Source organism: Mumia sp. zg.B21 (assembly GCF_019550855.1).
In the GTDB taxonomy this organism is placed as follows: Bacteria; Actinomycetota; Actinomycetes; order Propionibacteriales; family Nocardioidaceae; genus Mumia.
On the sequence record NZ_JAHWCJ010000002.1, the window covers coordinates 1,093,738 to 1,115,729 of the forward strand.

Annotated in this window: 19 protein-coding genes and 1 tRNA gene; 11 read left to right on the plus strand and 9 right to left on the minus strand. The window is 71.2% G+C overall.

Going from position 1 to position 21,992, the window contains the following annotated elements:
• Positions 1 to 10: 10 nt before the first annotated feature.
• The 8 genes from mfd (at position 11) to KV100_RS14145 (ending at position 9,235) form a co-directional block, all read left to right on the plus strand.
• The gene (mfd, locus tag KV100_RS14110; RefSeq protein ID WP_220343654.1) at positions 11 to 3,580 is read left to right on the plus strand and encodes a transcription-repair coupling factor; all 3,570 of its coding nucleotides are present in this window, start codon (positions 11 to 13) and stop codon (positions 3,578 to 3,580) included.
• Positions 3,581 to 3,657: 77 nt separating this feature from the next.
• The gene (locus KV100_RS14115; protein ID WP_220343655.1) at positions 3,658 to 4,101 is read left to right on the plus strand and encodes a Fur family transcriptional regulator; all 444 of its coding nucleotides are present in this window, start codon (positions 3,658 to 3,660) and stop codon (positions 4,099 to 4,101) included.
• 105 nt (positions 4,102 to 4,206) lie between these two features.
• Positions 4,207 to 4,875 carry a hypothetical protein gene (locus KV100_RS14120; RefSeq protein WP_220343656.1) on the plus strand — a complete coding sequence of 223 codons (669 nt, stop codon included), beginning with the start codon at positions 4,207 to 4,209 and terminating at the stop codon, positions 4,873 to 4,875.
• Positions 4,872 to 5,804, plus strand: coding sequence for a MazG family protein (locus KV100_RS14125; protein WP_308291444.1), 933 nt, complete (start codon positions 4,872 to 4,874; stop codon positions 5,802 to 5,804). Before KV100_RS14120 ends, KV100_RS14125 begins: the two co-directional genes overlap by 4 nt.
• 132 nt (positions 5,805 to 5,936) lie before the next feature.
• Positions 5,937 to 7,214: a phosphopyruvate hydratase gene (gene eno / locus KV100_RS14130; RefSeq protein ID WP_220343657.1), complete on the plus strand. Its 1,278-nt coding sequence runs from the start codon at positions 5,937 to 5,939 to the stop codon at positions 7,212 to 7,214.
• A gap of 4 nt (positions 7,215 to 7,218) precedes the next feature.
• The gene (locus KV100_RS14135; protein WP_220343658.1) at positions 7,219 to 7,782 is read left to right on the plus strand and encodes a septum formation initiator family protein; all 564 of its coding nucleotides are present in this window, start codon (positions 7,219 to 7,221) and stop codon (positions 7,780 to 7,782) included.
• A complete protein-coding gene (locus tag KV100_RS14140) occupies positions 7,779 to 8,318 on the plus strand; it encodes a DUF501 domain-containing protein (RefSeq protein WP_374107003.1) in 540 nt (179 codons plus the stop codon). The genes KV100_RS14135 and KV100_RS14140 overlap by 4 nt, the downstream gene beginning before the upstream one ends.
• Positions 8,315 to 9,235, plus strand: a complete 921-nt coding sequence (locus KV100_RS14145) for a Ppx/GppA phosphatase family protein (protein WP_220343659.1) — start codon at positions 8,315 to 8,317, stop codon at positions 9,233 to 9,235. Before KV100_RS14140 ends, KV100_RS14145 begins: the two co-directional genes overlap by 4 nt.
• A gap of 13 nt (positions 9,236 to 9,248) precedes the next feature.
• On the opposite strand, the gene KV100_RS14150 is transcribed toward KV100_RS14145, so the two are convergent.
• Positions 9,249 to 10,559 carry a glycosyltransferase gene (locus tag KV100_RS14150; protein ID WP_220343660.1) on the minus strand — a complete coding sequence of 437 codons (1,311 nt, stop codon included), beginning with the start codon at positions 10,557 to 10,559 and terminating at the stop codon, positions 9,249 to 9,251.
• The gene (locus KV100_RS14155; RefSeq protein ID WP_308291445.1) at positions 10,556 to 12,871 is read right to left on the minus strand and encodes a glycoside hydrolase domain-containing protein; all 2,316 of its coding nucleotides are present in this window, start codon (positions 12,869 to 12,871) and stop codon (positions 10,556 to 10,558) included. Before KV100_RS14155 ends, KV100_RS14150 begins: the two co-directional genes overlap by 4 nt.
• A gap of 61 nt (positions 12,872 to 12,932) precedes the next feature.
• Between KV100_RS14155 and KV100_RS14160 the strand changes: the two genes are divergently transcribed.
• From KV100_RS14160 to KV100_RS14170, 3 genes are all read left to right on the plus strand, one after another.
• A complete protein-coding gene (locus KV100_RS14160) occupies positions 12,933 to 13,778 on the plus strand; it encodes a uracil-DNA glycosylase (RefSeq protein ID WP_308291446.1) in 846 nt (281 codons plus the stop codon).
• Positions 13,771 to 14,598, plus strand: a complete 828-nt coding sequence (locus tag KV100_RS14165; RefSeq protein ID WP_220343661.1) for a hypothetical protein — start codon at positions 13,771 to 13,773, stop codon at positions 14,596 to 14,598. Before KV100_RS14160 ends, KV100_RS14165 begins: the two co-directional genes overlap by 8 nt.
• Positions 14,599 to 14,637: 39 nt before the next feature.
• Positions 14,638 to 14,710: transfer RNA gene (locus KV100_RS14170), tRNA-Leu, on the plus strand.
• A gap of 197 nt (positions 14,711 to 14,907) precedes the next feature.
• Here the strand turns inward: KV100_RS14170 and KV100_RS14175 are convergent.
• The 7 genes from KV100_RS14175 to KV100_RS20215 all read right to left on the minus strand — a co-directional run bounded on the left by KV100_RS14175 (position 14,908) and on the right by KV100_RS20215 (position 21,927).
• Positions 14,908 to 16,254 (minus strand): FAD-binding oxidoreductase, encoded by a 1,347-nt coding sequence (locus tag KV100_RS14175; protein ID WP_220343662.1) that lies wholly within the window; start codon positions 16,252 to 16,254, stop codon positions 14,908 to 14,910.
• Between the two features lie 132 nt (positions 16,255 to 16,386).
• A complete protein-coding gene (locus KV100_RS14180) occupies positions 16,387 to 17,190 on the minus strand; it encodes a serine hydrolase (protein WP_220343663.1) in 804 nt (267 codons plus the stop codon).
• A gap of 1 nt (position 17,191) precedes the next feature.
• Positions 17,192 to 17,944 carry a type 1 glutamine amidotransferase gene (locus KV100_RS14185; protein WP_220343664.1) on the minus strand — a complete coding sequence of 251 codons (753 nt, stop codon included), beginning with the start codon at positions 17,942 to 17,944 and terminating at the stop codon, positions 17,192 to 17,194.
• Positions 17,928 to 18,983 (minus strand): ABC transporter ATP-binding protein, encoded by a 1,056-nt coding sequence (locus tag KV100_RS14190; RefSeq protein ID WP_220343665.1) that lies wholly within the window; start codon positions 18,981 to 18,983, stop codon positions 17,928 to 17,930. Before KV100_RS14190 ends, KV100_RS14185 begins: the two co-directional genes overlap by 17 nt.
• The gene (locus KV100_RS14195) at positions 18,970 to 19,986 is read right to left on the minus strand and encodes an ABC transporter ATP-binding protein (protein ID WP_220343666.1); all 1,017 of its coding nucleotides are present in this window, start codon (positions 19,984 to 19,986) and stop codon (positions 18,970 to 18,972) included. Before KV100_RS14195 ends, KV100_RS14190 begins: the two co-directional genes overlap by 14 nt.
• Before the next feature lie 8 nt (positions 19,987 to 19,994).
• Entirely contained in the window at positions 19,995 to 20,930 is a 936-nt protein-coding gene (locus KV100_RS14200; protein ID WP_220343667.1) for an ABC transporter permease, read from the minus strand.
• Positions 20,923 to 21,927: an ABC transporter permease gene (locus KV100_RS20215; protein WP_220343668.1), complete on the minus strand. Its 1,005-nt coding sequence runs from the start codon at positions 21,925 to 21,927 to the stop codon at positions 20,923 to 20,925. The genes KV100_RS14200 and KV100_RS20215 overlap by 8 nt, the downstream gene beginning before the upstream one ends.
• Positions 21,928 to 21,992: the final 65 nt, after the last annotated feature.

Consider the following 21,992-nt stretch of genomic DNA (forward strand, 5'->3'; position numbering starts at 1 on the left):
TCTGGACACGATGTCCTTGCACGCCTTGGCCCAGGCCGTCGCCGCCGATCCCATCCTCGCCCGTACGGTCACCGACCGTCGTGCAGGCGTGACCGCGCTCGACCTCTCTGCCCCGCCGTCCCTCCGACCCTTCCTCGCCGCCGCCCTGGTGCCGGTGAGCTCCTGCGTGCTCGTCGTGACGGCGACCGCCCGGGACGCCGAGACCCTCACCGAGGAGATCGGCTCGCTGATCGGTCCCGAGAAGGTCACCGACTTCCCTGCGTGGGAGACGCTCCCGCACGAGCGGCTCTCGCCCCGCTCGGACACGGTCGGTCGCCGGCTCGCGGTCCTGCGGCGCCTCGTGCACCCGGGGGCGACGCCCGACGCCGGCGCGCTCGAGGTCGTCGTCGCTCCCATCCGATCGGTGCTCCAGCCCCAGGTCCGAGGTCTGGCCGACCTGGAGCCGGTCGAGCTGGGACGCGGCCAGGAGGCCGAGCTCGACGACGTCGTCCGCCGACTCGCCGACGCTGCGTACACCCGTGTCGACCTGGTGACCAAGCGTGGGGAGTTCGCCGTCCGCGGCGGCATCATCGACGTCTTCCCGCCGACCGAGGACCACCCGCTCCGCGTCGAGTTCTTCGGCGACGAGGTGGACGAGATCCGGCACTTCTCGGTCGCCGACCAGCGTTCGACCGACCCGGTCGAGCACGTCTGGGCGCCGCCGTGCCGCGAGCTGCTGCTGACCGACGACGTCCGTGCCCGTGCACGCGAGCTCGCCGCTGCGCACCCGGAGCTGGGCGAGATGCTCGAGAAGCTCGCCGAGGGGCAGGCGGTCGAGGGCATGGAGTCGCTGGCGCCCGCCCTCGTCGACGGGATGGAGCTGCTGGTCGACCTGCTTCCCCAGGACGCGACGGTCCTGGTCTGCGACCCCGAGCGGGTCCGTACCCGCGCCCACGACCTGGTCGCGACGAGCGAGGAGTTCCTCGCAGCCTCGTGGGCGGCCGCGGCCGGTGGTGGCAAGGCTCCCGTCGACCTCGGCGCCGCCGCGTTCTGGTCTCTTGCCGACGTCCGCCAGCACACGCTGGGGTCCGGACGGGCGTGGTGGTCCACCTCGCCGTTCCTGCTCGACGACGATCGCCCGACTGCTGAGACGGGCGAGCCCGACGAGTTCGCACGGATCGACGTCGACGGCGTCAACCTGCCGTTCGTGGCGACTCCGTCCTATCGCGGCGAGGTCGAACGCTCCCTCGTCGATCTCAAGGGCTGGCTGTCGGACGGCACGCGCGTCGCGCTGGTGACCCCCGGCGAGGGGCAGGCGGCGCGCAGCGTGGAGGTGCTCGGCGAGCACGACATCCCCGCACGCTTCCACCCGATGGTCACGGTCGACGACCTCACGCCGCACGTCGTCCACGTCATGTGCGGTGACATCGACCACGGGCTCGTCGCGGAGGGCATCGGCCTGGTCGTCCTCACGCAGGACGACATCGTCGGCCAGACCGCCGCGGCTCCGCGCGACGACCGCAAGATGCCCTCGCGCCGCAAGAAGCAGATCGACCCGCTCGAGCTCACGCCCGGCGACTACGTGGTCCACGAGCAGCACGGTGTCGGCAAGTACGTCGAGATGATGCAGCGCACCGTCCAGGGAGCGGTCCGCGAGTACCTCGTCATCGAGTACGCCGCCTCCAAGCGCGGGCAGCCGCCGGACCGTCTCTTCGTGCCGACCGACCAGCTCGACCAGGTGACGCGCTACGTCGGCGGCGAGCAGCCGTCGCTCGACCGGCTCGGCGGCGCGGACTGGAACAAGCGCAAGTCGCGCGCCCGCAAGGCGGTCAAGCAGATCGCCGGCGAGCTCATCAAGCTGTACGCCGCGCGGCAGGCGACGCAGGGCCACGCCTTCACCAAGGACACGCCGTGGCAGCGGGAGCTCGAGGACGCCTTCCCGTACCACGAGACACCCGACCAGCTCGCGACGATCGACGAGGTCAAGCGCGACATGGAGCGTCCCGTGCCCATGGACCGGCTGGTCTGTGGCGACGTGGGGTACGGCAAGACCGAGATCGCGGTGCGTGCGGCGTTCAAGGCGATCCAGGACGGCATGCAGGTGATCGTCCTCGTCCCGACGACGCTGCTCGTCCAGCAGCACTTCGCGACGTTCGCCGAGCGCTACGCCCAGTTCCCCGTGACCCTCAAGGCGCTGTCGCGCTTCCAGACCGAGAAGGAGTCCAAGGAGGTCCTCGACGGACTCGCCGACGGCTCGGTCGACATCGTGATCGGCACCCACCGGCTGCTGCAGAAGGGCGTGAAGATCCCCAAGCTCGGCCTCGTCGTCGTCGACGAGGAGCAGCGGTTCGGCGTCGAGCACAAGGAGGCGCTCAAGACGCTGCGGGCCGCCGTCGACGTGCTGGCGATGTCGGCGACCCCGATCCCGCGCACGCTGGAGATGGCGGTGACTGGCATCCGTGAGATGTCGACGATCCAGACCCCGCCCGAGGAGCGGCACCCGGTGCTCAGCTTCGTCGGGCCGTACGAGGACCGGCAGGTCGTCGCCGCGATCCGGCGCGAGCTGCTGCGCGACGGACAGGCGTTCTACATCCACAACCGCGTCAACTCGATGGACAAGGCCGTCAAGCGGTTGAAGGACCTGGTGCCCGAGGCCCGCATCGCGATGGCGCACGGTCAGATGGGCGAGCACCAGCTCGAGCAGATCATGGTCGACTTCTGGGAGAAGAAGTATGACGTGCTGGTCTGCTCGACGATCGTCGAGTCGGGGCTCGACGTGTCCAACGCCAACACCATGATCGTGGAGCGGGCCGACATGCTCGGACTCTCGCAGCTGCACCAGCTCCGAGGGCGCGTCGGGCGGTCGCGCGAGCGGGCGTACGCGTACTTCCTCTATCCGGCGGAGAAACCGCTCACCGAGACCGCGCACGAGCGCCTGTCCACCATCGCTCAGCACTCCGAGCTCGGTGGCGGCATGGCGATCGCGATGAAGGACCTCGAGATCCGCGGCGCGGGCAACCTGCTCGGCGGCGAGCAGTCCGGGCACATCGCCGACGTCGGGTTCGACCTCTACGTGCGGCTGGTCGGCGAGGCCGTCGCGGAGTTCCGCGGCGACCAGGGCGAGGACGTGCGCGAGGTCAAGCTCGAGCTTCCCGTCGACGCCCACCTGCCGCACGACTACGTCCAGAGCGAGCGGCTGCGGCTGGAGATGTACAAGCGGCTCGCCGACGTGCGCTCCGCCGCCGAGGTGGCCGAGGTCCGCGACGAGCTGGTCGACCGGTACGGCGAGCCGCCGGCCGCCGTCGACGCGTTGCTCGGTGTGGCCAGGCTGCGGGTGCGGGCCCGCGACGCCGGGATCTCCGAGCTCACCGTGGCCGGCAACAACATCCGCATCGCGGGGGTGGAGCTCCCCGAGTCGCGGCAGATGCGCCTCAAGCGGGTCTATCCGGGCTCCGTCGTCAAGGCCACGGCGCAGCTCCTGCTGGTGCCGCGCCCCAAGACGAAGCCGGTCGGAGGCCAGCCGCTGCGCGACGCCGAGCTCATGGACTGGTGCCGCACGCTGATCGACACGGTCATCGCTCCGGCGCCGGCAGCGGCCTGACCGACGGCCAACATCTCGGTCATCTCGGTCATCTCGCCCCGGTTGCACGATCTCGGACATGGGACGACCGTGGAGAGATGCCATCGACCCAGGTCTGGGACGCCGCGGCTGCCCTCAGGAAGGTTGGACTGAGGGTGACGCGCCAGCGGCTCGCCGTCCTCGATGCCCTTCGAGACCGCCCGCACGCCAGTGCCGACACGCTCACCACCGTGACCCGAGAAGCGCTCGGATCGGTGTCGGTCCAGGCCGTGTACGACGTCCTGGCTGCCTGCGCGGAGCACGGGCTCGTCCGTCGGATCCAGCCTGCGGGCTCTCCGGCGCTCTTCGAGGCCCGCACGCAGGACAACCACCACCACCTCGTGTGCGTGTCGTGCGCGAAGATCGCCGACGTCGACTGCGTGTCCGGCGAGGCGCCGTGCCTCATCCCCGACGACGCTCAGGGCTTTGCCGTCTCCGCGGCCGAGGTCGTGTTCTGGGGGACCTGCCCCGACTGCGCGACGGCGGCGGCCTCGCCCCAGTGAGGCCCCAGACCGCCGTGCAGCGGCAGATCGGCGCGCTCTAGGCTGTCGTCTGCCGCGTGTGTTCCGTGTCACGTGGCTGCCGCCGCCCGAGAGGAACGTCCCCGCATGCTCCGTCGCCTTTCGTCCCGCCCGCTCCTCGCCGCCGTCGCCGGCGCGTTCGTGCTCGCCGGGTGCGGCGGCGTCCATCCGGGTGACGCCGTGGTCGTCGGCGACGAACGGCTCTCGATGAGCAAGCTCGACGCGCTGGCCGACGCGGGCTGCGCCTACCTCGCGACGGCGGCCGCGTCCCAGGGTTCGGAGGCGCCAAGCCAGGGAGCCGTCCGGCAGATCCTCGTCACGCAGGAGCTTCAGCTCGCCGGGTCGCGTCTCCTGAGTGAGGAGCTCGACCTCGACGTCCCGCGGTCGCGGTGGGCGCTCGGCGCGGAGGATCTCGAGCAGCTCGAGACGATGTTCCGGGGCCGCGCCGACGACGTCCAGGAGATCCTCGAGCGTGACTTCGAGAGCCAGGCCCTGCGTACGGCGATCGGCGCCGACGTCACTGGCACGGCAGTGACCCAGGAGAACACCGAGCAGCTGCTGCAGAGCGGGACCGAGGCCGTCGTCGAGGAGCTGCGGCGGGTTGACGCGACCGTCGACCCGCGGTTCGGCCTCGACGCCGAGGGGCAGCCGGACCCCGGCCTCAGCCTGTCGGCGTCGCGCGAGCAGCTCGCCCAGGAGGACCCCGCCACGGTGCCCGCCAACCAGCGCTGCCGCGGCGTAGAGTCGAGCGAGTGAGGATCCTCGTCACCAGCCCCCGCGTCGCTCCCGGACTGATGACGCTGGCGGCGTGGGACGCCGTGCGCGAGGCCGGTCGGGTGATCGCCGCGGACACCGACGACCCGACGGTCGAGGCGGTCCGACACGCGGGCTTCACCGTCGAGCCGGCGCCCCCCGGTCCTGTCGACACCTCCGCCGAGCAGGGCTCGACGCTCTGGATCGCACCCATCGGCGACGTCGCCTGGGCCCGCCGCCTCGCCGACTCGCTCGTCTCCGCGGCGGGCGGAGGCGTGGACGCCCCGGGCGAGGTCGAGGTGGTCTTCGGGTCGTACGACCTGCCGGGTGCCCGCCTGCTCGACCTGGTCGCGGTCATGGACCAGCTCCGCGTCGAGTGCCCGTGGACGCGCGAGCAGACCCACGCCTCTCTCCAGCACTACCTCCTCGAGGAGGCGTACGAGGTGCTCGACGCCCTCGACCGGGGCGACACCGACGAGCTCCGGGAGGAGCTGGGCGACCTCCTCATGCAGGTCGTCTTCCACGCTGCCGTCGCCGCTCGACCGGGTGACGCCTCGGACTCGTCCAGCGGCCCCGACGGCTGGGACATCGACGACGTCGCCGCGGGGATCGTCGACAAGCTGGTACGGCGCAACCCGCACGTCTTCGCCGACGGTGACGCGGCGACGCCCGAGGAGGTCGATGCGGCGTGGCAGCGGCTCAAGGCCACCGAGAAGCAGCGCAGCTCCGTGCTCGACGGAGTGCCGCCGACGCTGCCCGCCCTCGCCTACGCCGACAAGGTCGTGGGGCGTCTGGAGCGTGAGGGCACGCTCGTCGAGGCCACGGGCGACACGGTGGGAGACCGCCTGCTCGCGCTCGTGCTGGCGGCACGCGCCGCGGACGAGGATCCCGAGGCGGCGCTGCGCCGTACGGTCAACGCGCTCGTCGAGTGAGACGCGCCCAGTGACACGCGCCGACGGGGCCGCGCCACGCGAGGCGCGCCACGAGGGCGGACCAGGAGGGCGCGGAAGCGCCGTGCTCTTAGGATGTGTACGACACAGACCATCCCTCATGAGGAGTCCGTAGTGGCAAGCATCGAAGCGGTCGGAGCCCGAGAGATCCTCGACTCGCGCGGCAACCCCACGGTCGAGGTCGAGGTCGCCCTCGACGACGGCACGATCAGCCGGGCGGGGGTCCCCTCCGGCGCCTCGACCGGCAAGTTCGAGGCGGTAGAGCTGCGAGACGGAGGCAGCCGCTACGGCGGCAAGGGCGTCCAGAAGGCCGTCGACGCCGTCAACGAGGCGATCCGCCCGGACATCATCGGCCTCGACGCCGACGAGCAGCGCTACATCGACCAGACGCTGCTGCGCCTGGACGGGACCCCCAACAAGGGGCAGTACGGCGCCAACGCCATCCTCGGGGTCTCGCTCGCCGTCGCTCGGGCGGCAGCAGACTCGGCGGGCCTCCCGCTCTTCCAGTACGTCGGCGGCGCCAACGCGCACGTGCTCCCGGTGCCGATGCTCAACATCCTCAACGGCGGCGCCCACGCCGACACCGACGTCGACATCCAGGAGTTCATGATCGCGCCGATCGGTGCGAGCAGCTTCGCGGAGGCGCTGCGCCAGGGCGCGGAGGTCTACCACGCGCTGAAGTCGGTCCTGAAGTCCGACGGGTTCGCGACCGGCCTCGGTGACGAGGGCGGGTTCGCCCCCAACCTCGGCTCCAACCGGGAGGCGCTCGACCTCATCGCCAAGGCGGTCGAGACCACCGGCCTCAAGCTCGGCACGGACATCGCCCTGGCGCTCGACGTCGCCGCCTCGGAGTTCTTCAGCGACGGCGGCTACCGCTTCGAGGGCGCCACCAAGACCGCTGCCGAGATGACCGCCTACTACACCGAGCTGGTCGAGTCGTACCCCATCGTCTCGATCGAGGACCCGCTGGACGAGGACGACTGGGAGGGTTGGACGGCCATCACCAGCGAGCTGGGCGGCCGGGTCCAGCTCGTCGGCGACGACCTGTTCGTGACCAACTCCGAGCGCCTCCAGCGCGGGATCGACGAGGGCGCGGGCAACGCGCTGCTGGTCAAGGTCAACCAGATCGGCACGCTGACCGAGACGCTGGACGCGGTGGACCTCGCCCACCGCAGCGGCTACCGCTGCATGATGAGCCACCGCTCGGGCGAGACCGAGGACACCACGATCGCCGACCTCGCCGTCGCCACGAACTGCGGCCAGATCAAGACCGGCGCCCCGGCACGCTCGGAGCGGGTCGCGAAGTACAACCAGCTCCTGCGGATCGAGGAGCTCCTCGACGACGCGGGCACGTACGCCGGTCGCGCGGCGTTCCCGCGGCTGAAGGCCTGACGCGGTGCCGCCGACGTCGCGCCGCCCGTCCTCGAGGCATCCGGGCCGCCGGCCCGGTGCCGCCCGCCGAGGACGCGCCGCGACGCCGGCGGCGGCCGAGGCCGTCACCACGTACGGCTCCCCGCGGATCACCCGCCGGATGGCGGTGCTGCTCCTGGTGCTTCTCGTGCTCGCGATCTCCTACGCCTCGAGTCTGAAGGCGTTCCTCCAGCAACGTGACGCACTGGCGACGACGCGGGCCCAGATCTCGGAGTCCAGCGCCGCGATCGAGCGGCTGGAGAAGGAGAAGCTCCGCTTCGACGACCCGGAGTACGTCGAGCAGCAGGCGCGCTCGCGCTTCGGGTGGGTGATGCCCGGAGAGATCGGGTTCACCGTCCTCGGCCCCGACGGAAAACCCGTCGGCAAGGGACCCGAGCTTCCCGACGCCCCGCCCGCGGCCAGTCCGGGCCCGCAGTGGCACGAGACGCTGTGGGGATCGGTCGAGGTCGCCGGCGGCGTGCCCGACAAGACCACTCCGACCCCGAGCGACGAGGTCGTGACCCCCAAGATTCAGGACGAAGGCCAGTGATCGACCGACCTCCCAGCCAGGCTGACCTCGACGCGATCCAGGCCCAGCTCGGCCGACCACCGCGAGGCGTGGTCGCGGTGGTGAGCCGATGCCCGTCCGGTCATCCGAACGTCGTCAAGACCGAGCCGAGACTGCCCGACGGCACGCCGTTCCCGACGTTGTTCTACGTCACCTGCACCCGCCTCAACGCGATGATCGGCACCCTCGAGGCGTCGGGACTGATGCGGGAGATGAGCGAGCGCCTCACCGAGGACGACGAGCTCGCCGCGGCCTACGCCCGCGCCCACGCCTCCTACCTCGAGGAGCGCGAGGCTCTCGCCGAGGTGCCCGAGATCCACGACGTCTCCGCAGGCGGGATGCCGACCCGGGTCAAGTGTCTCCACGTCCTCGTCGGGCACGCGCTCGCCAAGGGACCCGGCGTCAACCCGCTCGGCGACGAAGCCGTCGTGCTGCTCGGCGACTGGTGGACGGGGACGACCTGTGACGGACCCGGAGAGCCGCCCGCTCAGCTCGCCGGCGCTCGGGAGGTCCCGTGAGCGTGAGCCGGGTCGCCGCGATCGACTGCGGCACCAACTCCATCAGGCTGCTGGTCGCCGATCTGGACCGTGAGGCGGCGACAGCGACCGATCTCGTCCGACGGATGGAGATTGTCAGGCTCGGGCACGGCGTCGACCGGACGGGGAGGCTCGACGAGCGTGCCCTGGAGCGGACCTTCGCGGCGTGCGAGGACTATGCGCAGGTGATCGCCGAGTGCGGCGCCGAGCGCCTGCGCTTCGTGGCGACGTCGGCGACGCGCGACGCCGACAACGCCGACCTCTTCGCGGCCGGTGTGCGCGAGCGCCTGGGTGTCGTGCCCGACGTCGTCTCCGGAGCCGAGGAGGCCGCGCTGTCGTTCGCCGGCGCGACCCGCGACCTCCCCGGCGTCGACCAGCCGCTGCTGGTCGTGGACATCGGCGGCGGCTCGACCGAGCTCATCCTGGGCCGGGACGGTGCTGCCGAGACCGAGCAGTCGCTCGACATCGGGTCGGTGCGGATGACCGAGCGCCACCTGCACAGCGATCCGCCGACGCCCGAGGAGATCGCCGCCTGCGTGGCCGACGTCGACGCGGTGCTCGACGGGGCGACGGTCGACCTCACCGACGCGCGTACCGTCGTCGGTGTCGCCGGCACGCTCACGACCGCGGCAGCGCACGTCCTCGGACTGGACCGGTACGACTCCGCCCGTATCCACCACGCGCGGCTGGCCGTCTCCGACGTGCTCAGCTCGTGCGCCGCCATCGTCGCGGCGTCGCACGCGGAGCGGCGCTCGTGGCCGTTCATGCACCCGGGTCGAGCCGACGTCATCGGGGGAGGCGCACTGATCGTCGCCTGCCTCCTGCGACGTGCGGCCACGGACACTCTGGTGATCTCCGAGCACGACATCCTTGACGGGGTCGCCTGGTCGCTGGTGTGAGCGCTCCCGGCGCTCACGCCCCGATGGCGGTCTCCAGCGTGGAGGCGCTCCGAGCGGCCCAGAGCTGACGCAGGATCCCGTCGAGCACGTTCGCACGGTCGAACTGAAGGGCGTGAGCGCGCGCGGCTTCCGCCTTGCGGAGCCGGTCGGACGCGCTGGTGCGCAGGACCGCCTCGTCGATCGCGGCAGCGATGCCCGCCGGGTCCTCGGTCCCCACGATCGTGGCGTGGTCCCCGACCGCCTCGCCGATCCCGCCGGTCTCCGTCGTGACGACGGGACCGCCGCCGGCCAGCATCTTCTCGACGAGCGCGATCCCGAACGTCTCCACGAACTCAGGCCGCGGCTTGCTCGGGAGGACGAAGGCAGCGCACCCGGCCATCAGGAGCGGCTTCTCCGCGTCGTCGACGTCGTCGAGGAAGAGGATGCGGTCAGCGACCGGACAGGAGGCGGCGTGGTCCCGCAGCTCGTGCGCCTCCGGTCCCCGGCCGGCGATGACCAACGTCGTCCGGCGTGCCGCCGCGCTGCGGGCGAACCCGTCGATGAGGTCGTCGATGCCCTTGGCCGCCGCGAGCCGGGAGAGGAAGAGGACGTAGTGGTCGCGCTCCAGCCCTCGAGCCGCCAGCGCGTCGTCGATCGCCGTCTCGTCGAGGGCGGTGTAGGCGCGGGTGTCGATCGCCGGGTACGAGATGCCGATGCGCTCCTCGCAGGCGACGGCGAACCGGGTGCCGTGGCGTGCGTCGATCTCGCGCGCGCACGCGACGACCAGGTCGCGGGTGTAGCGGGAGACCGCGAGGCAGACGTCGTTGCTCAGGTAGGTCGTCAAGACGTGGGCCGCGGCCCCGAACCGGTCCTCGTCGAGGCACGACCGCACCACGTTGGTCACGTCGGAGCCGACGGCTTCGGCGACCGTGGTGACGTCCACCGGAAGCCCGGTGGCCCGTGCCACGCGGACGGCGTCGGCGACGGCCATCGCGTGCGGGCTCAGGTAGAGCGACAGGGCCACCGTCGGCACTCCGTCGGTGAACAGCTCCACGAGCCGGCCGGTGAGCCCGGCGAGATAGCGGCCGTCTGGCACCTTGTAGTCGCCGACGGGCGCAGGGCGCTCGACGGTGATGCCCGGAGAGTAGGGGAGGACCGAGTCGAGGGGCTTCAGCGGAAGCCCTGCCTCCTCGAGGCGGTCGATCGGCCAGGTGACGATGCGGACGTCGGTGAACCCGCGGGAGAGCGCGGCCTCGGCGAGGTTGCGTGCCTCGCCGGAGTGCCCGCAGATGACGGGGTCGGCCCGGACCACGATGACGAGACGGTACGGCGGTTGCATGGTCATGACACCCCATTCGGTGGAGGGACGGTGACGACACCCGTACGGCTGGAGCCGGCGGGGAAGGACGGCGGGAACGACGACGGGTCGCGCCCCCACGGGCTGGGCTGGGCTCCGAGCTCGACGAGCAGGCGCCCACCCCGGTGCAGCTCGGCGCCGTCGAGCCAGGTGCGGTGCAGCGGGCGGCCGTCGAGCCATGCGGACTGGACGTACTGCGGCGGCGTGTCCGGGCCGGGCTCGACGAATCCGGTGGTCTCCAGCTCGAGCGTGGCCTCGCCCAGCCGCATCACCGCGCCGGCGAAGGAGGGTGCGTTGAGGAGGAACACGTTCTGTCCGGCCACGGGGAAGAGGCCGAGCGACGCCCAGACGTACCAGGAGCTCAGACCCCCGGAGTCGTCGTTCCCGGGCAGGCCGCCAGGCCCGGTGCCGAAGCGCTGATGGAGGGCGGCGTGCACGATCTCGGCCGTACGGTCCGGTCGCCCGGCGTAGTGGTACGCCCAGGGTGCCTCCATGTCGGGCTCGTTGTTGAGGCCCTCGAACCGGTCCAGCGCGTAGCCGCGTGCCATCTCCTGGACGCTGGGGCGTTCGCCCGGCTGCGTGACCCCTTCGGCGTCGTAGCCGAAGAAGCGGTCGAGCATCGCGATGAACGCCTCGGGTCCTCCCGCGAGCGTGATCCGTCCCGCCATGTCGTGAAGCAGCCGGAACGAGTAGTTCCAACGGCCGCCCTCGTAGAACGTCGAGTCCAGCAGCAGCCCGGTGGCAGGGTCGAATGCGTTGCTCCACCCGGCGGCGTACGGAGCGAGCTCGGCCGCCAGCGCCTTGTCGCCGACGTGCTCGGCGACCCGCTGGGTGCACCAGTAGCCGAAGGCAAGGTCGAGGGTGTGGCTGATCGGATGGGCGACCCCACGCAGGAGGTAGTCCTCGCCGTAGCCCCGACGGAGGTCGTTGTGCATGTGGACGAGCGCCCAGTCCCAGTCGACGCCGGCCAGACCGAGCCCGCAGAGGTCGGCGAGGAACGTCTGCACGAGAGCGCTCGCCTGGCGGGAGAACACGTCGGCGCCTCGCGCCATCCGGTAGCCGATCGGGAGGTTGCCCTCCTCCTCGCACACGTGCAGCAGGGCATTGGCGAGCTCCACGGCGCGTTCTGGGACCAGCGCCGTGAGCAGGGGGAGCTGGGTGCGGTAGATGTCCCACATCGTGCTGATGTCGAAGGCGAAGGGCCCGTCCGCGGGCCAGAACGGGCTCTCGTCCGGTGCGAGGCACGGCTTCACGAGGGAGTGGTAGAGCGCGGTCTCGAAGACCGTACGGCGCTTCGGGTCGGGGCAGTCGACCTCGAGCAGACCGAGGTGCTGGTCCCACGCTCGCGTGGTCGCGGCACGCCGCGTCGTGAAGCTCGTCCTCTGCTGCCCGCAGTCCGCGACGAGGTTGGTGTGTGCCTGGACCGTTCCCCGCAGCGAGAACCCCAGCCGCAGCTCGACGACCTGACCGGCGGTCGTCGGACCCGCCCACATCACGCCGAACGGGCGCAGCGTCGTGGTCCGGATGTCGCTGAAGTCGAGCCGGCTCCCGCCGGCCATCAGCCGCCGGTCGTACCAGAGCATCTGCCGCCACCGGTCGGCGTCGCACTCCAGGTGGACCGCCAGCGGTGCACCCTCGACGACGATCTCGCCGCGCGCGACACCGGGGGCGACGGACTCCAGGTGCGAGCGCAGAGGGACGGTGGCGCCGTACGGGATGGCGAGCCCGCCGAGGGAGAGGTCGACCACCAGCCGTGCGTCGTGGTGCGCTGGGAACGTGTAGCGGTGCACGGCGCTCTTGGGGCCGACCGTGATCTCGCACCGCACCCCGGAGTCGAGCGTGGCGGCGTACCAGCCCGGACCTGCCTCCTCCTCGTGCAGTCCCCACGTACGCCCGAGGGCGTCGAGGGGCTCGAGCATCGGAGTGACCCGGAAGTAGTTGTAGTACTTGCGGATCGCGCCCGTGCCCGACTGCTGGAAGTGGGTGAACCCGGAGGCGACCGGCTCGTCGAAGATGGCGGTCGGGACGCCCTCGGTGCTGAGGTCGTAGCGCCCGTAGCCGGTCGGGTACGCGCCCGAGTAGGAGCACGCGGAGACCATCCCGAGCGGGTGGCAGGCGCCTGGGTGGGTGTTGCCGACCTGGGGCTTGGGCGACCACCAGGTCGCGGCGAGACCGGTCGCGGGAGGCAGGTCGGTCGCGGACGTGCCGATGAAGGGGTCGACGACCATCGGATCCTCCCCTCGTCGCACACCCGGTGCGTGCACCGGCTCGAGCTCGTGCGTGGACGCTACGTACGGCACGTGTCGAGCGGATTTCGTGGAGGTGAAGGTTGTCGGTCGGCGTCCGGACTAGGGTGGGAGGGTGTCTGGCAGAGTCGACGGTGACCCGCTGACCTCGTCGGCGTTCACCTCGCCGGTCCTGCCCGGCACGGGCTGGCCCGACGATCCCGCGACTGCGTCGACGCCGGTGGCCGAGAGCGCCGCCGACGTCCGCGCGCTGGCCGCCCGGGCCGACTCTCTCCACGACCTCGACGCACGGGTCTCGGTCTGTCGCGCGTGCCCGCGCCTCGTCGCGTGGCGTGAGGAGGTCGCGGTCACCAAACGGCGGGCGTTCGCCGACGAGCCGTACTGGGGGCGGCCGATCCCCGGGTGGGGCGACCCCGAGCCGAAGGTCCTGATCGTCGGCCTCGCGCCGGCCGCGCACGGGGGCAACCGGACAGGCCGGATCTTCACCGGTGACCGCTCCGGCGACTGGCTGTTCGCGTCGCTGCACCGTGTCGGCCTGGCCGCGAAGGCGACCAGCACCCACGCCGGCGACGGCCAGCGACTGCTCCGAGCCCGCATGGTCGCCGCCGTGCGCTGCGCGCCTCCGGCGAACAAGCCGACCAACGATGAACGCGACACCTGCGCACCCTGGTTGGAGGAGGAGCTCCGTGAGGTCCTGCCCTCGGTGCGCGCGATCGTCGCCCTGGGCGGCTACGGCTGGGACGCGGCGCTGCGGACCCTGGGTGCACTCGGTGCGGTGGTCCCGCGACCGCGGCCGAAGTTCGGTCACGGTGTCGAGGTCACCCTCCCGAAACCGTCGGGGGGTACGGTCCAGCTTCTGGGCTGTTTCCACCCCAGCCAGCAGAACACGTTCACAGGACGGCTCACCGAGCCCATGCTCGACGCTGTCATGATCCGCGCCAAGGAGGTTGGAGATGACTGAGGGCACCATCGAGACGCATGCCACCGGAGTGGCCGGCCGACTGGTCGACCTGCTCGTGCAGGTCTACGGCGAAGCACCGCCGGTCACCTTCACCGCCTGGGACGGCTCCCGCGTCGAACCCGAGTCGGGTGACGCCGACATCGAGGCGCACTTCGAGTCGCGCCGGACGGTCCGCCGGCTGATGTGGTCGCCGGGGCAGGAGGGCATCGCCAAGGCCTACATCGCCGGCGAGCTCACGGTCGACGGGGACCTCGAGACCGCGGTCCGCCTGATGCGCGACTACGTCGAGCAGGCCTCCGCCAAGCGCGCCCTGGAGCCCGCCGACCGGCGTGAGGTCCTGCGCCTGACCGTCCAGCTCGGAGCGGTGGGGCCTGCGCCCCGGGGACCCTCGGAACCGGTCGACGCGGTCACCGGACACCTCGACGTCCCGGGCCAGATCCGCGCCGAGCTTCCCGCGGAGCTCGCCGACGCGATCCTCGGCAGCGGCGCCGCGGGGCTCGCCGACGCGATCCTCGGCAGCGGCGCCGAGGAGGCAAACGCACGGACCGAGATCGTCTACACCGTGCCCGAGCCACTCAGTGCCGCCATCGCCCGCTGGGAGAGCGAGGGCCTCGTCGTCGACGCCGTCCAGGACGCCGTCGCCGACGAGCGCGAGCGTCTGCGCCAGATCGGGGGACGGCTGATGGAGCACTGGGACGCCGTCGTGGACGCCGTCGGCGTGCAGCACACGCGGATGTGGCGAGTGTCGCTCGTGCTCGTGCGCGACAACCTCGAGCGACGCGCGGTGCGGGCCTACGCGATCAGCGGAGCCCCGGCATAGTCGTCGCCGGTGCCGTCGCCTGAGCGACAATAGCCCCACGCTCCTGTAGCCCAACGGCAGAGGCAGACGGCTTAAACCCGTCTCAGTGTGGGTTCGAATCCCGCCGGGAGCACGTGCCGACCGCTGCCCGCGGTCGTCGCTCGCCCGAGACCACCCAGGTCGCGGTGACCGGCGCGGATGCTGGAGCGGTTCGGCCGGATCGCCGAGGCGTCGGTTTCGTCGACGACCCGTTCTCACGCGCGCGTGACGCTGCGCCGGAGCGCCTGGGCAGGGAGCCAGCGCGACGGGCGTGAGGCCCGGCTGCCCGGCTCAGGCTTGGAACACGTGCGCGGGATCGTACGCGGCGCGGACGGCGGCGAGCCGTGCGCGCACGCCTGCCGGCCAGGTCCGTGCCTCCTCGTCGGGATCGCGTGGGTCGGCCATCCAGTTGGGCGTCAGGTGCGGAGAACGCCACGGCGCCACCGTCTCCTCCACCCGGGCGAACACGCTCGGCAGGACCTCTCCGAAGAGGGCCGGGTCAGGAGCTCCCAGCATCGTCAGCGTGTAGTCGAAGTCTCGGAACCCGACGGCATCGGTCTCGGAGGTCTCCACCGCCGTCGCGGCGCCCACGTGGCGGACCTCCAGCCCCATGATCGGCAGGTCGCTGCCCGGGCCGGCCAGCGCGAGCACGGCCTCGGCGAAGTCGCGGTCGACGTGCGTCAGCGTCGCTCCGCGGAGGAAGGACGGGCCGGGCTGGGTGGGATCGTTCGTGATCCGTGCGACGTCGGCCAGCGGGAGCGGTCCAAGGTCGTCGAGATAGACCGACCCCAGCTCGCGCAGCGGCTCGCTCAGGGCCGCTCCGTCGTCCTCGGGACCGGGATACGCCACGTGGAGCGCGAACAGGTGCTTGCCCCGCATCGGCGACGGGACGACCTCGAGGTCGGGGAAGCCGACGATGAGCCCGCTCGTCGTGACGTCGGTCGGTGCCGTGGTCGTCCAGTCGAGCCAGCGCGCGTACGGCTCGGTGCTCTCCTCGAGGTCGAAGAAGAGGGTGCCCGCGTAGAGCGACGGCACCTCCGCCAGCGCGAGCGTGATCTCGGTGACCACTCCGAGTCCGGTCTTACCGCCGCGCAGGGCCCAGTAGAGCTCGGTGTCGCCGTACGACGACGCGTCGACCACCTCCCCGTTGCCGGTGACGACCCGCGCCGAGACCACGTGGTCCGACCCGAAGCCGTGACTGCGTGCCAGCGGGCCGAGGCCCCCGCCGACGAGAAAGCCGACCACGCCGACGTTGGTCGAGGACCCCGTGACCGGTGCCAGACCGTGCTCGGCCGCCGCGGCGACGACATCGGCCCAGCGCGTGCCGCCCCCCACCTTCGCGGTCCGCGCGGCGGGGTCGATCGCGACCGACGAGAGCCCGCCGAGGGCAAGGAGGATGCCGGTCTCGTACGCGGCGTGCGCACCGTGCCCGGTCGTGTGGAGGTGGATCGGGACTCCCTCCGCGGCGGCGAAGCGGACGGTCTGCAGCACGTCCTCCTCGGTCGCCGCGTGGACCACCGCGTCGGGGTCGTGCTGGACGGTCAGGTTGAACGCGGTCGCGCCGGCGGTGTGGTCTGGCTCGTCCCGAGTGGTCAGCGTCCCGGTCAGGCGGTCCGCCAGTGTCGAGTAGTCGGTCATGAGGTCGTGCTCCTTCGTCGTTCCCGAACGTGTCTCTCACCAGTACGACGACACAGCGACACAGTGTGTGAGATTTGTCGGTCGAAAAGGTCAGGATCGACTCATGGACCTGGCGCCTGGAGGGAGTGACGCTCAGCGGTCGACGCCGGTGAGCTCGATCGCCATCTGGCCGATCGCCTGGATCGCCTCGTCCGCATCGTCATAGGCGTAGCCCCGTGTGCAGACGGCCAGCACCAGAGCGCCCGGGCCGGGTTCTCCGAGGTAGGCGACGTCGTGCCGGATCGCGTCCACCGATCCTGACTTGCTGCCCCATGGCAGCCCGGCGGGTGCACCGGCGGCGATCTGCGGATCCTGCTGGCGTGCGAGCATCTCGGTCATCAGGCGGGTTCCCTCCGGGCCGGCGAGACGACCCGACACGATCGCCGCCATCAGCGTGGCGAGGTCGGCCGGCGTGACGACGTTGCTCGCCCCGTGCTCCCGTGCGGCGACCTGGTCTCCGAACTGCCGCGCCATCAGACTCTCGTGGGCGCCGGCATCGGCGAGGACCTTCGCGATCGCCTCCAGCCCGACCCGCTCGACGACCATGTTGGTCGCCTCGTTGGAGGAGACCACGATCATCCGCTCGAGGACGTCGCGCAGCGGCATCGGGTCTCCGGGCGGGGCCATCCCGTGGTCGACGTCGTCGGGGACCAACCGGTAGTCGGGGGCCTCGGGCACCTGGCTGCTGAACGTGTCTCGGCTGATCAGCGTGTCGTCGAGGGCGAGGTCCCCGGACTCGACGAGGCGGACGGCGGCGACCAGCGGTGCCAGCTTGATCGTGCTCGCGGCATAGAACCGCTCCGTGGGACGGCGTTCGGCGAGCACCTCCCCGGAGGCCGTGGCCAGTCGGTACGCGATCACCGGTGTGCCGTCGCTGTAGGTGGCTCGCAGCGACATCTCAGACCTCCGTCCGCAGTGCCGCCGCCCGGACGACGTCGGCGAAGGCCGTGACCAGCCCGCGTGACTGACGCTCGTTGTCGTCGGCGTCGGCCTCCGCAGACTCCATCAGCGCCACGCGGTCGTAGCCGTCGGCCGCGAGAGCCGCCTCGTCCCACTGGGCGAGCCGCTCAGGGCCGACCTCGGGATGGAACTGCACCCCCCAGGCGCACACGCCGACGCGGAAGGCCTGCACGCGGCAGACCTCGCTGGTGGCCAGAAGGTCGGCGCCCGCGGGGAGCGCGGTGATGCTGTCGCTGTGGTTCTGGATCATGAGCAGCCGGCCTTCATCGGCGAACCCGCCGAACACCGGGTCGTCCGCCGCGACGGGCAGCAGGTCGACCGAGCAGGATCCGCGCTCGGTCTCACCGGAGCGCTCAGTCACCTCGCCACCCGCGCAGAGGGCGAGGAGCTGGGCACCGAGGCAGATGCCCAGCAACGGCACCTCTCGCTGCAGCGACTGCACCGTCAGCCTGCGTTCGTGCGGGAGCCAGGGCGCATGGTCGTCGGCGTCGGGCATGAACCCGCCGCCGAGCGTGACGAGGCCGCCGTACCCGTCGAGCGTCGCCGGCAGCTCGCTCCCGGCGAGGACGACGGGGACGACTCCCGCCTCCGTGAACCAGTCGAGGAGGCGGCCGGCGTGGCTGGTCGGCGAGTTCTGGACGACGAGGACCCTCGGACCCTCGGCGTCGGGCAGCTCAACGGCGGGCGACATCGGCGGCGAAGTGGCAGGCGGCGTGATGATCGGGGGACTCCTGGGGGGCGAGCTTCGGCCGGTCGTTGCGGCAGACGGCGGGGACCGGTCGCCCGTCGGGGCGTTCGGCGTCGACGCTGCCCTCGATCAGCGGGGCCAGCCAGCAACGGGTGTGGAAGTGGCAGCCGGTCGGCGGATCGAGCGGAGAGGGGACGTCGCCCTCGAGCATGATCTCGAGGCCGTCGTCTCGGCGGGTCGGGTCCGGAACCGGCACCGCCGACATGAGAGCCCGGGTGTAGGGGTGGTGAGGGCGCTCGTAGACCTCGTCGTCGGTCCCGCTCTCGACCACCCGCCCGAGATACATCACCGCGACCTCGTCGGCGATGTGACGCACGACCGAGAGGTCGTGGGCGATGAAGAGGTACGAGAGGCCGAGGTCGTCCTGGAGCTCCTCGAGCAGGTTGATGACCTGCCCCTGGATCGAGACGTCGAGGGCCGAGACCGGCTCGTCGCACAGCAGGATCCGCGGGCGTACGGCGAGGGCGCGCGCGATCCCGATCCGCTGACGCTGCCCGCCCGAGAACTGGTGCGGGTAGCGGTGGACATGGTCGGGATTGAGCCCGACGCGGTCGAGGAGCTCGCGCACCGCCTTCCCCCGGTCACCCGCCGGAGCCATGTCGGGATGGATGGCGAACGCCTCGCCGACGATCTCGCCGATCGACATGCGCGGGTTCAGCGACGTGTAGGGGTCCTGGAACACCATCTGGATGGTGCGGCGCAGCGCGCGGCGTTCGGCGCGTCCGACGTCGGTGACGTCACGACCGTCCACGAGGATCTGCCCGCGGGTCGGCTTCTCGACGCCGACCAGAACCTTGGCGAGCGTCGACTTGCCTGACCCTGACTCGCCCACCAGGCCGAGCGTGCGTCCCTTGCGCAGCGTCAACGAGACGCCGTCGACGGCCTTCACCTCACCGATCTGCCGCTTGAGCACGACACCGCGACGCACCGGGTAGTGCTTGGCGAGGTCACGGACCTCCAGCACCACGTCAACCTCGGGCATCGTTCATCACCTCCTCGGCGAAGTGGCAGGCGGCGGTCCTGTCGTAGGGGAGCGGGATCGACGGGGGTGGCGGGTCCACCCGGCAGATGTCCTCGGCGCGCTCGCAGCGCGGGTGGAACGGGCAGCCGTCCGGCACGCTCGTGGGGTCGGGCGGGCGCCCGGGAATGACGGCCAGGCCGCCACCCTTCTGGTCCAGACGGGGGATCGAACGCAACAGAGCGCGGGTGTAGGGGTGCGCGGGTGCGGCGTACACGTCGAAGACCGACGCCTGCTCGACGGCGCGACCGGCGTACATCACCGTGACGTCGTCGGCGACGTTGGCCACGACGCCCATGTCGTGGGTGATCAGGACCAGGCCCATCTGCCGCTCTGCCTGGATCTCGCCGAGCAGCCGCATGATCTGCGCCTGGACGGTGACGTCGAGCGCGGTCGTCGGCTCGTCGGCGATCAGCACCTCCGGATCGAGCGCGAGGGCCATCGCGATCATCACCCGCTGGCGCATGCCGCCGGAGAACTGGTGCGGGTACTCCTTCACCCGCTGCGTCGCGTGCGGGACCTGGACCAGGTCGAGCAGCTCGACGGCCTGCTTGCCGGCATCACGACGCGACAGCCCGCGGCGCGCTCGGAGCGCCTCGGTGAGCTGCCAGCCGACGGTGTGGACCGGGTTGAGCGAGGCCAGCGCGTCCTGGAACACCATGGCGACGTGCTCGCCGCACACGGCCCGATGCCTCGCCGGCCCGAGGCCGAGCAGATCCTCGCCCTTGAACCGGATCGACCCGCGGACGATCCGCGCCGGAGGCATCTGGAGTAGGCCCATCACGGCCAGAGAGCTGACGCTCTTGCCGCTTCCGGACTCACCGACGATCGCCATCGTCCGTCCCGGGGTGACCGAGTAGGAGAGGCCGTCGACAGCACGGACGACGCCGTCGGGGGTCGTGAACTCGACGGCCAGGTCCTCGACCTCGAGGAGGGGAGTCGTCGTCGCGGGAACCTGATCGGTCACGTCAGCCCTCACTTCAGCTTGGGATCGAGCGCGTCGCGGAGGTTGTCGCCGATCACGACGAAGGAGAGAACGGTGGCCATCAGACAGCCGAGGGGGAAATACAGCAGATAGCGGGATCCGCCGGTGAACCACTGCGCGCCTTCCTCGATCATGATTCCCCAGCTGACCGCCGGCGGGCGCACACCGATGCCGAGGAAGGCGAGCACCGCCTCATAGCTGATCACCGCGGCGATCGCGGTGGGGATGAGGGCCGTCACGGTGCCGATCGCGTTGGGCAGCACGTGTCTGACCATGATCCGGAGGTCGGAGGCGCCGAGGACGCGTGCCGCCGTCACGTAGTCGAGGTTCTTGGCCTCGAGGACGCTCGCCCGGACGTAGCGCGTGTAGCCCATCCACGCGAACATCGTGAGCACGATCGCCGGCTGTGCGATCGTCGCGAGCTGGCTGCTGCCGAGGTCGACGTTGCGGAAGAGCGACAGCAGCAGGATGGCCGCCAGCAGGAGCGGGATCACGAGGAACACCTCGACGACGCGTGAGATGACGGCGTCGACCCAGCCGAGGTAGTAGCCCGAGACCGTGCCGAGGGTGACGCCGATCAGCACGGAGACGCTGACGACGATGACCGCCAGCAGCAAGGACGGTCGCGTGGCGTGGACCAGCTGTGCCAGCACGTCGCACCCGTACGCGTTGGTGCCGAACGGGTGGGCGCCCCCGAACCACTGCGGAGGGATGCGCGCGTCGGCGATGTCGCAGCGCTGCGGGTCCTTGCGCGTGAAGAGGAACGGGAAGAGAGCGACCAGCAGGAAGAACGCGGCGACGACGGTCGCGAGGATCACGTCGGGGCGTCGTCGGAGGCTGCGGAACGCCTCCGACCACAGCGAGCGTGGCGGGAGGCCCGCATTGGTCTCCTCCGCGATCAGGGCGGAGACGCTGGGGTCACTCATAGCGGATCCTCGGGTCGAGTGCGGCGTAGACGATGTCGACGACGATCATCACCACGATCGTGACCACGGCCAGGAGGGTGACGATGCCGATCACGACGGCGACATCGCTGTCCTGCACGGCCCTCCAGAGGACACCGCCCATCCCGTAGATGTTCATCATGCCCTCGGTGATGACCACGCCCGCGAGGGCTTCGGTGAAGACGATGCCGACCGCGGTCGCCACCGGGATCGAGGAGTTGCGGACGACGTGGTGCAGGGTCACGTGGCGCTCCGTCAGGCCCTTGGACCGTGCCGTGCGGACGTGCTCGGCCTGATAGTTCTCGAGCTGTGCGGCGCGGACCACACGGATGAACGCGGCCGAGCCCGCGAGGCCGAGCAGGATCCCCGGGACGATGATCGTCGCCCACGGGTTCTCGGGGGAGAACGACGGCTTGAAGAGGAGGGCGGGCAGGCTGTCGGGACCGAACGTGTCCTTGGCCCAGTTGCTCAGCGGCACGGCGAACACGTAGCGATAGATCAGCAGCATCACGAACACGGGCAGGGCGTCGATGAGGATCGACAGGCCGCGGATGCCGTGGTCGCTCAGGCGGCCACGACGGCGGGCGGCGATCGAGCCGAGCGTCATCCCGATCACGGCCCACGTCACGGTGACCACCGCGAACAGCTTGAGCGTGTTGGGGGCGGCGGTGCCGACGATGTCGCTCACGGGTCGGCCGCGCAGGTTCTCTCCGAGGTCCCCCTGCGCGTAGGAGCCCAGGCGGTCGACGAACGGTCCGAGGCAGGGGTTGCCGGTCTGGTCGTAGCACGGGTCGTCGAGCCCGTACCGCTTCTCGACCGCCGCCAGCTGTGTCGGGCTCGGCGTGCGCTCGCCGAAGAAGGCCAGGGCAGGGTTGCCGTTGAGCTGGATGGCGAGCGTCGTCAGGACGTGGAGCAGGAAGACCACGAGGACGAGGGTCAGGAAGCCCTGCAGCACGCGCCGCACGATGTATCGACCCACGCCGTCCTCAGCTCCTCGTCATGATCGCCGCGTCGCGGCACGTGTCGGGTGGCCGGCGCCGTGTC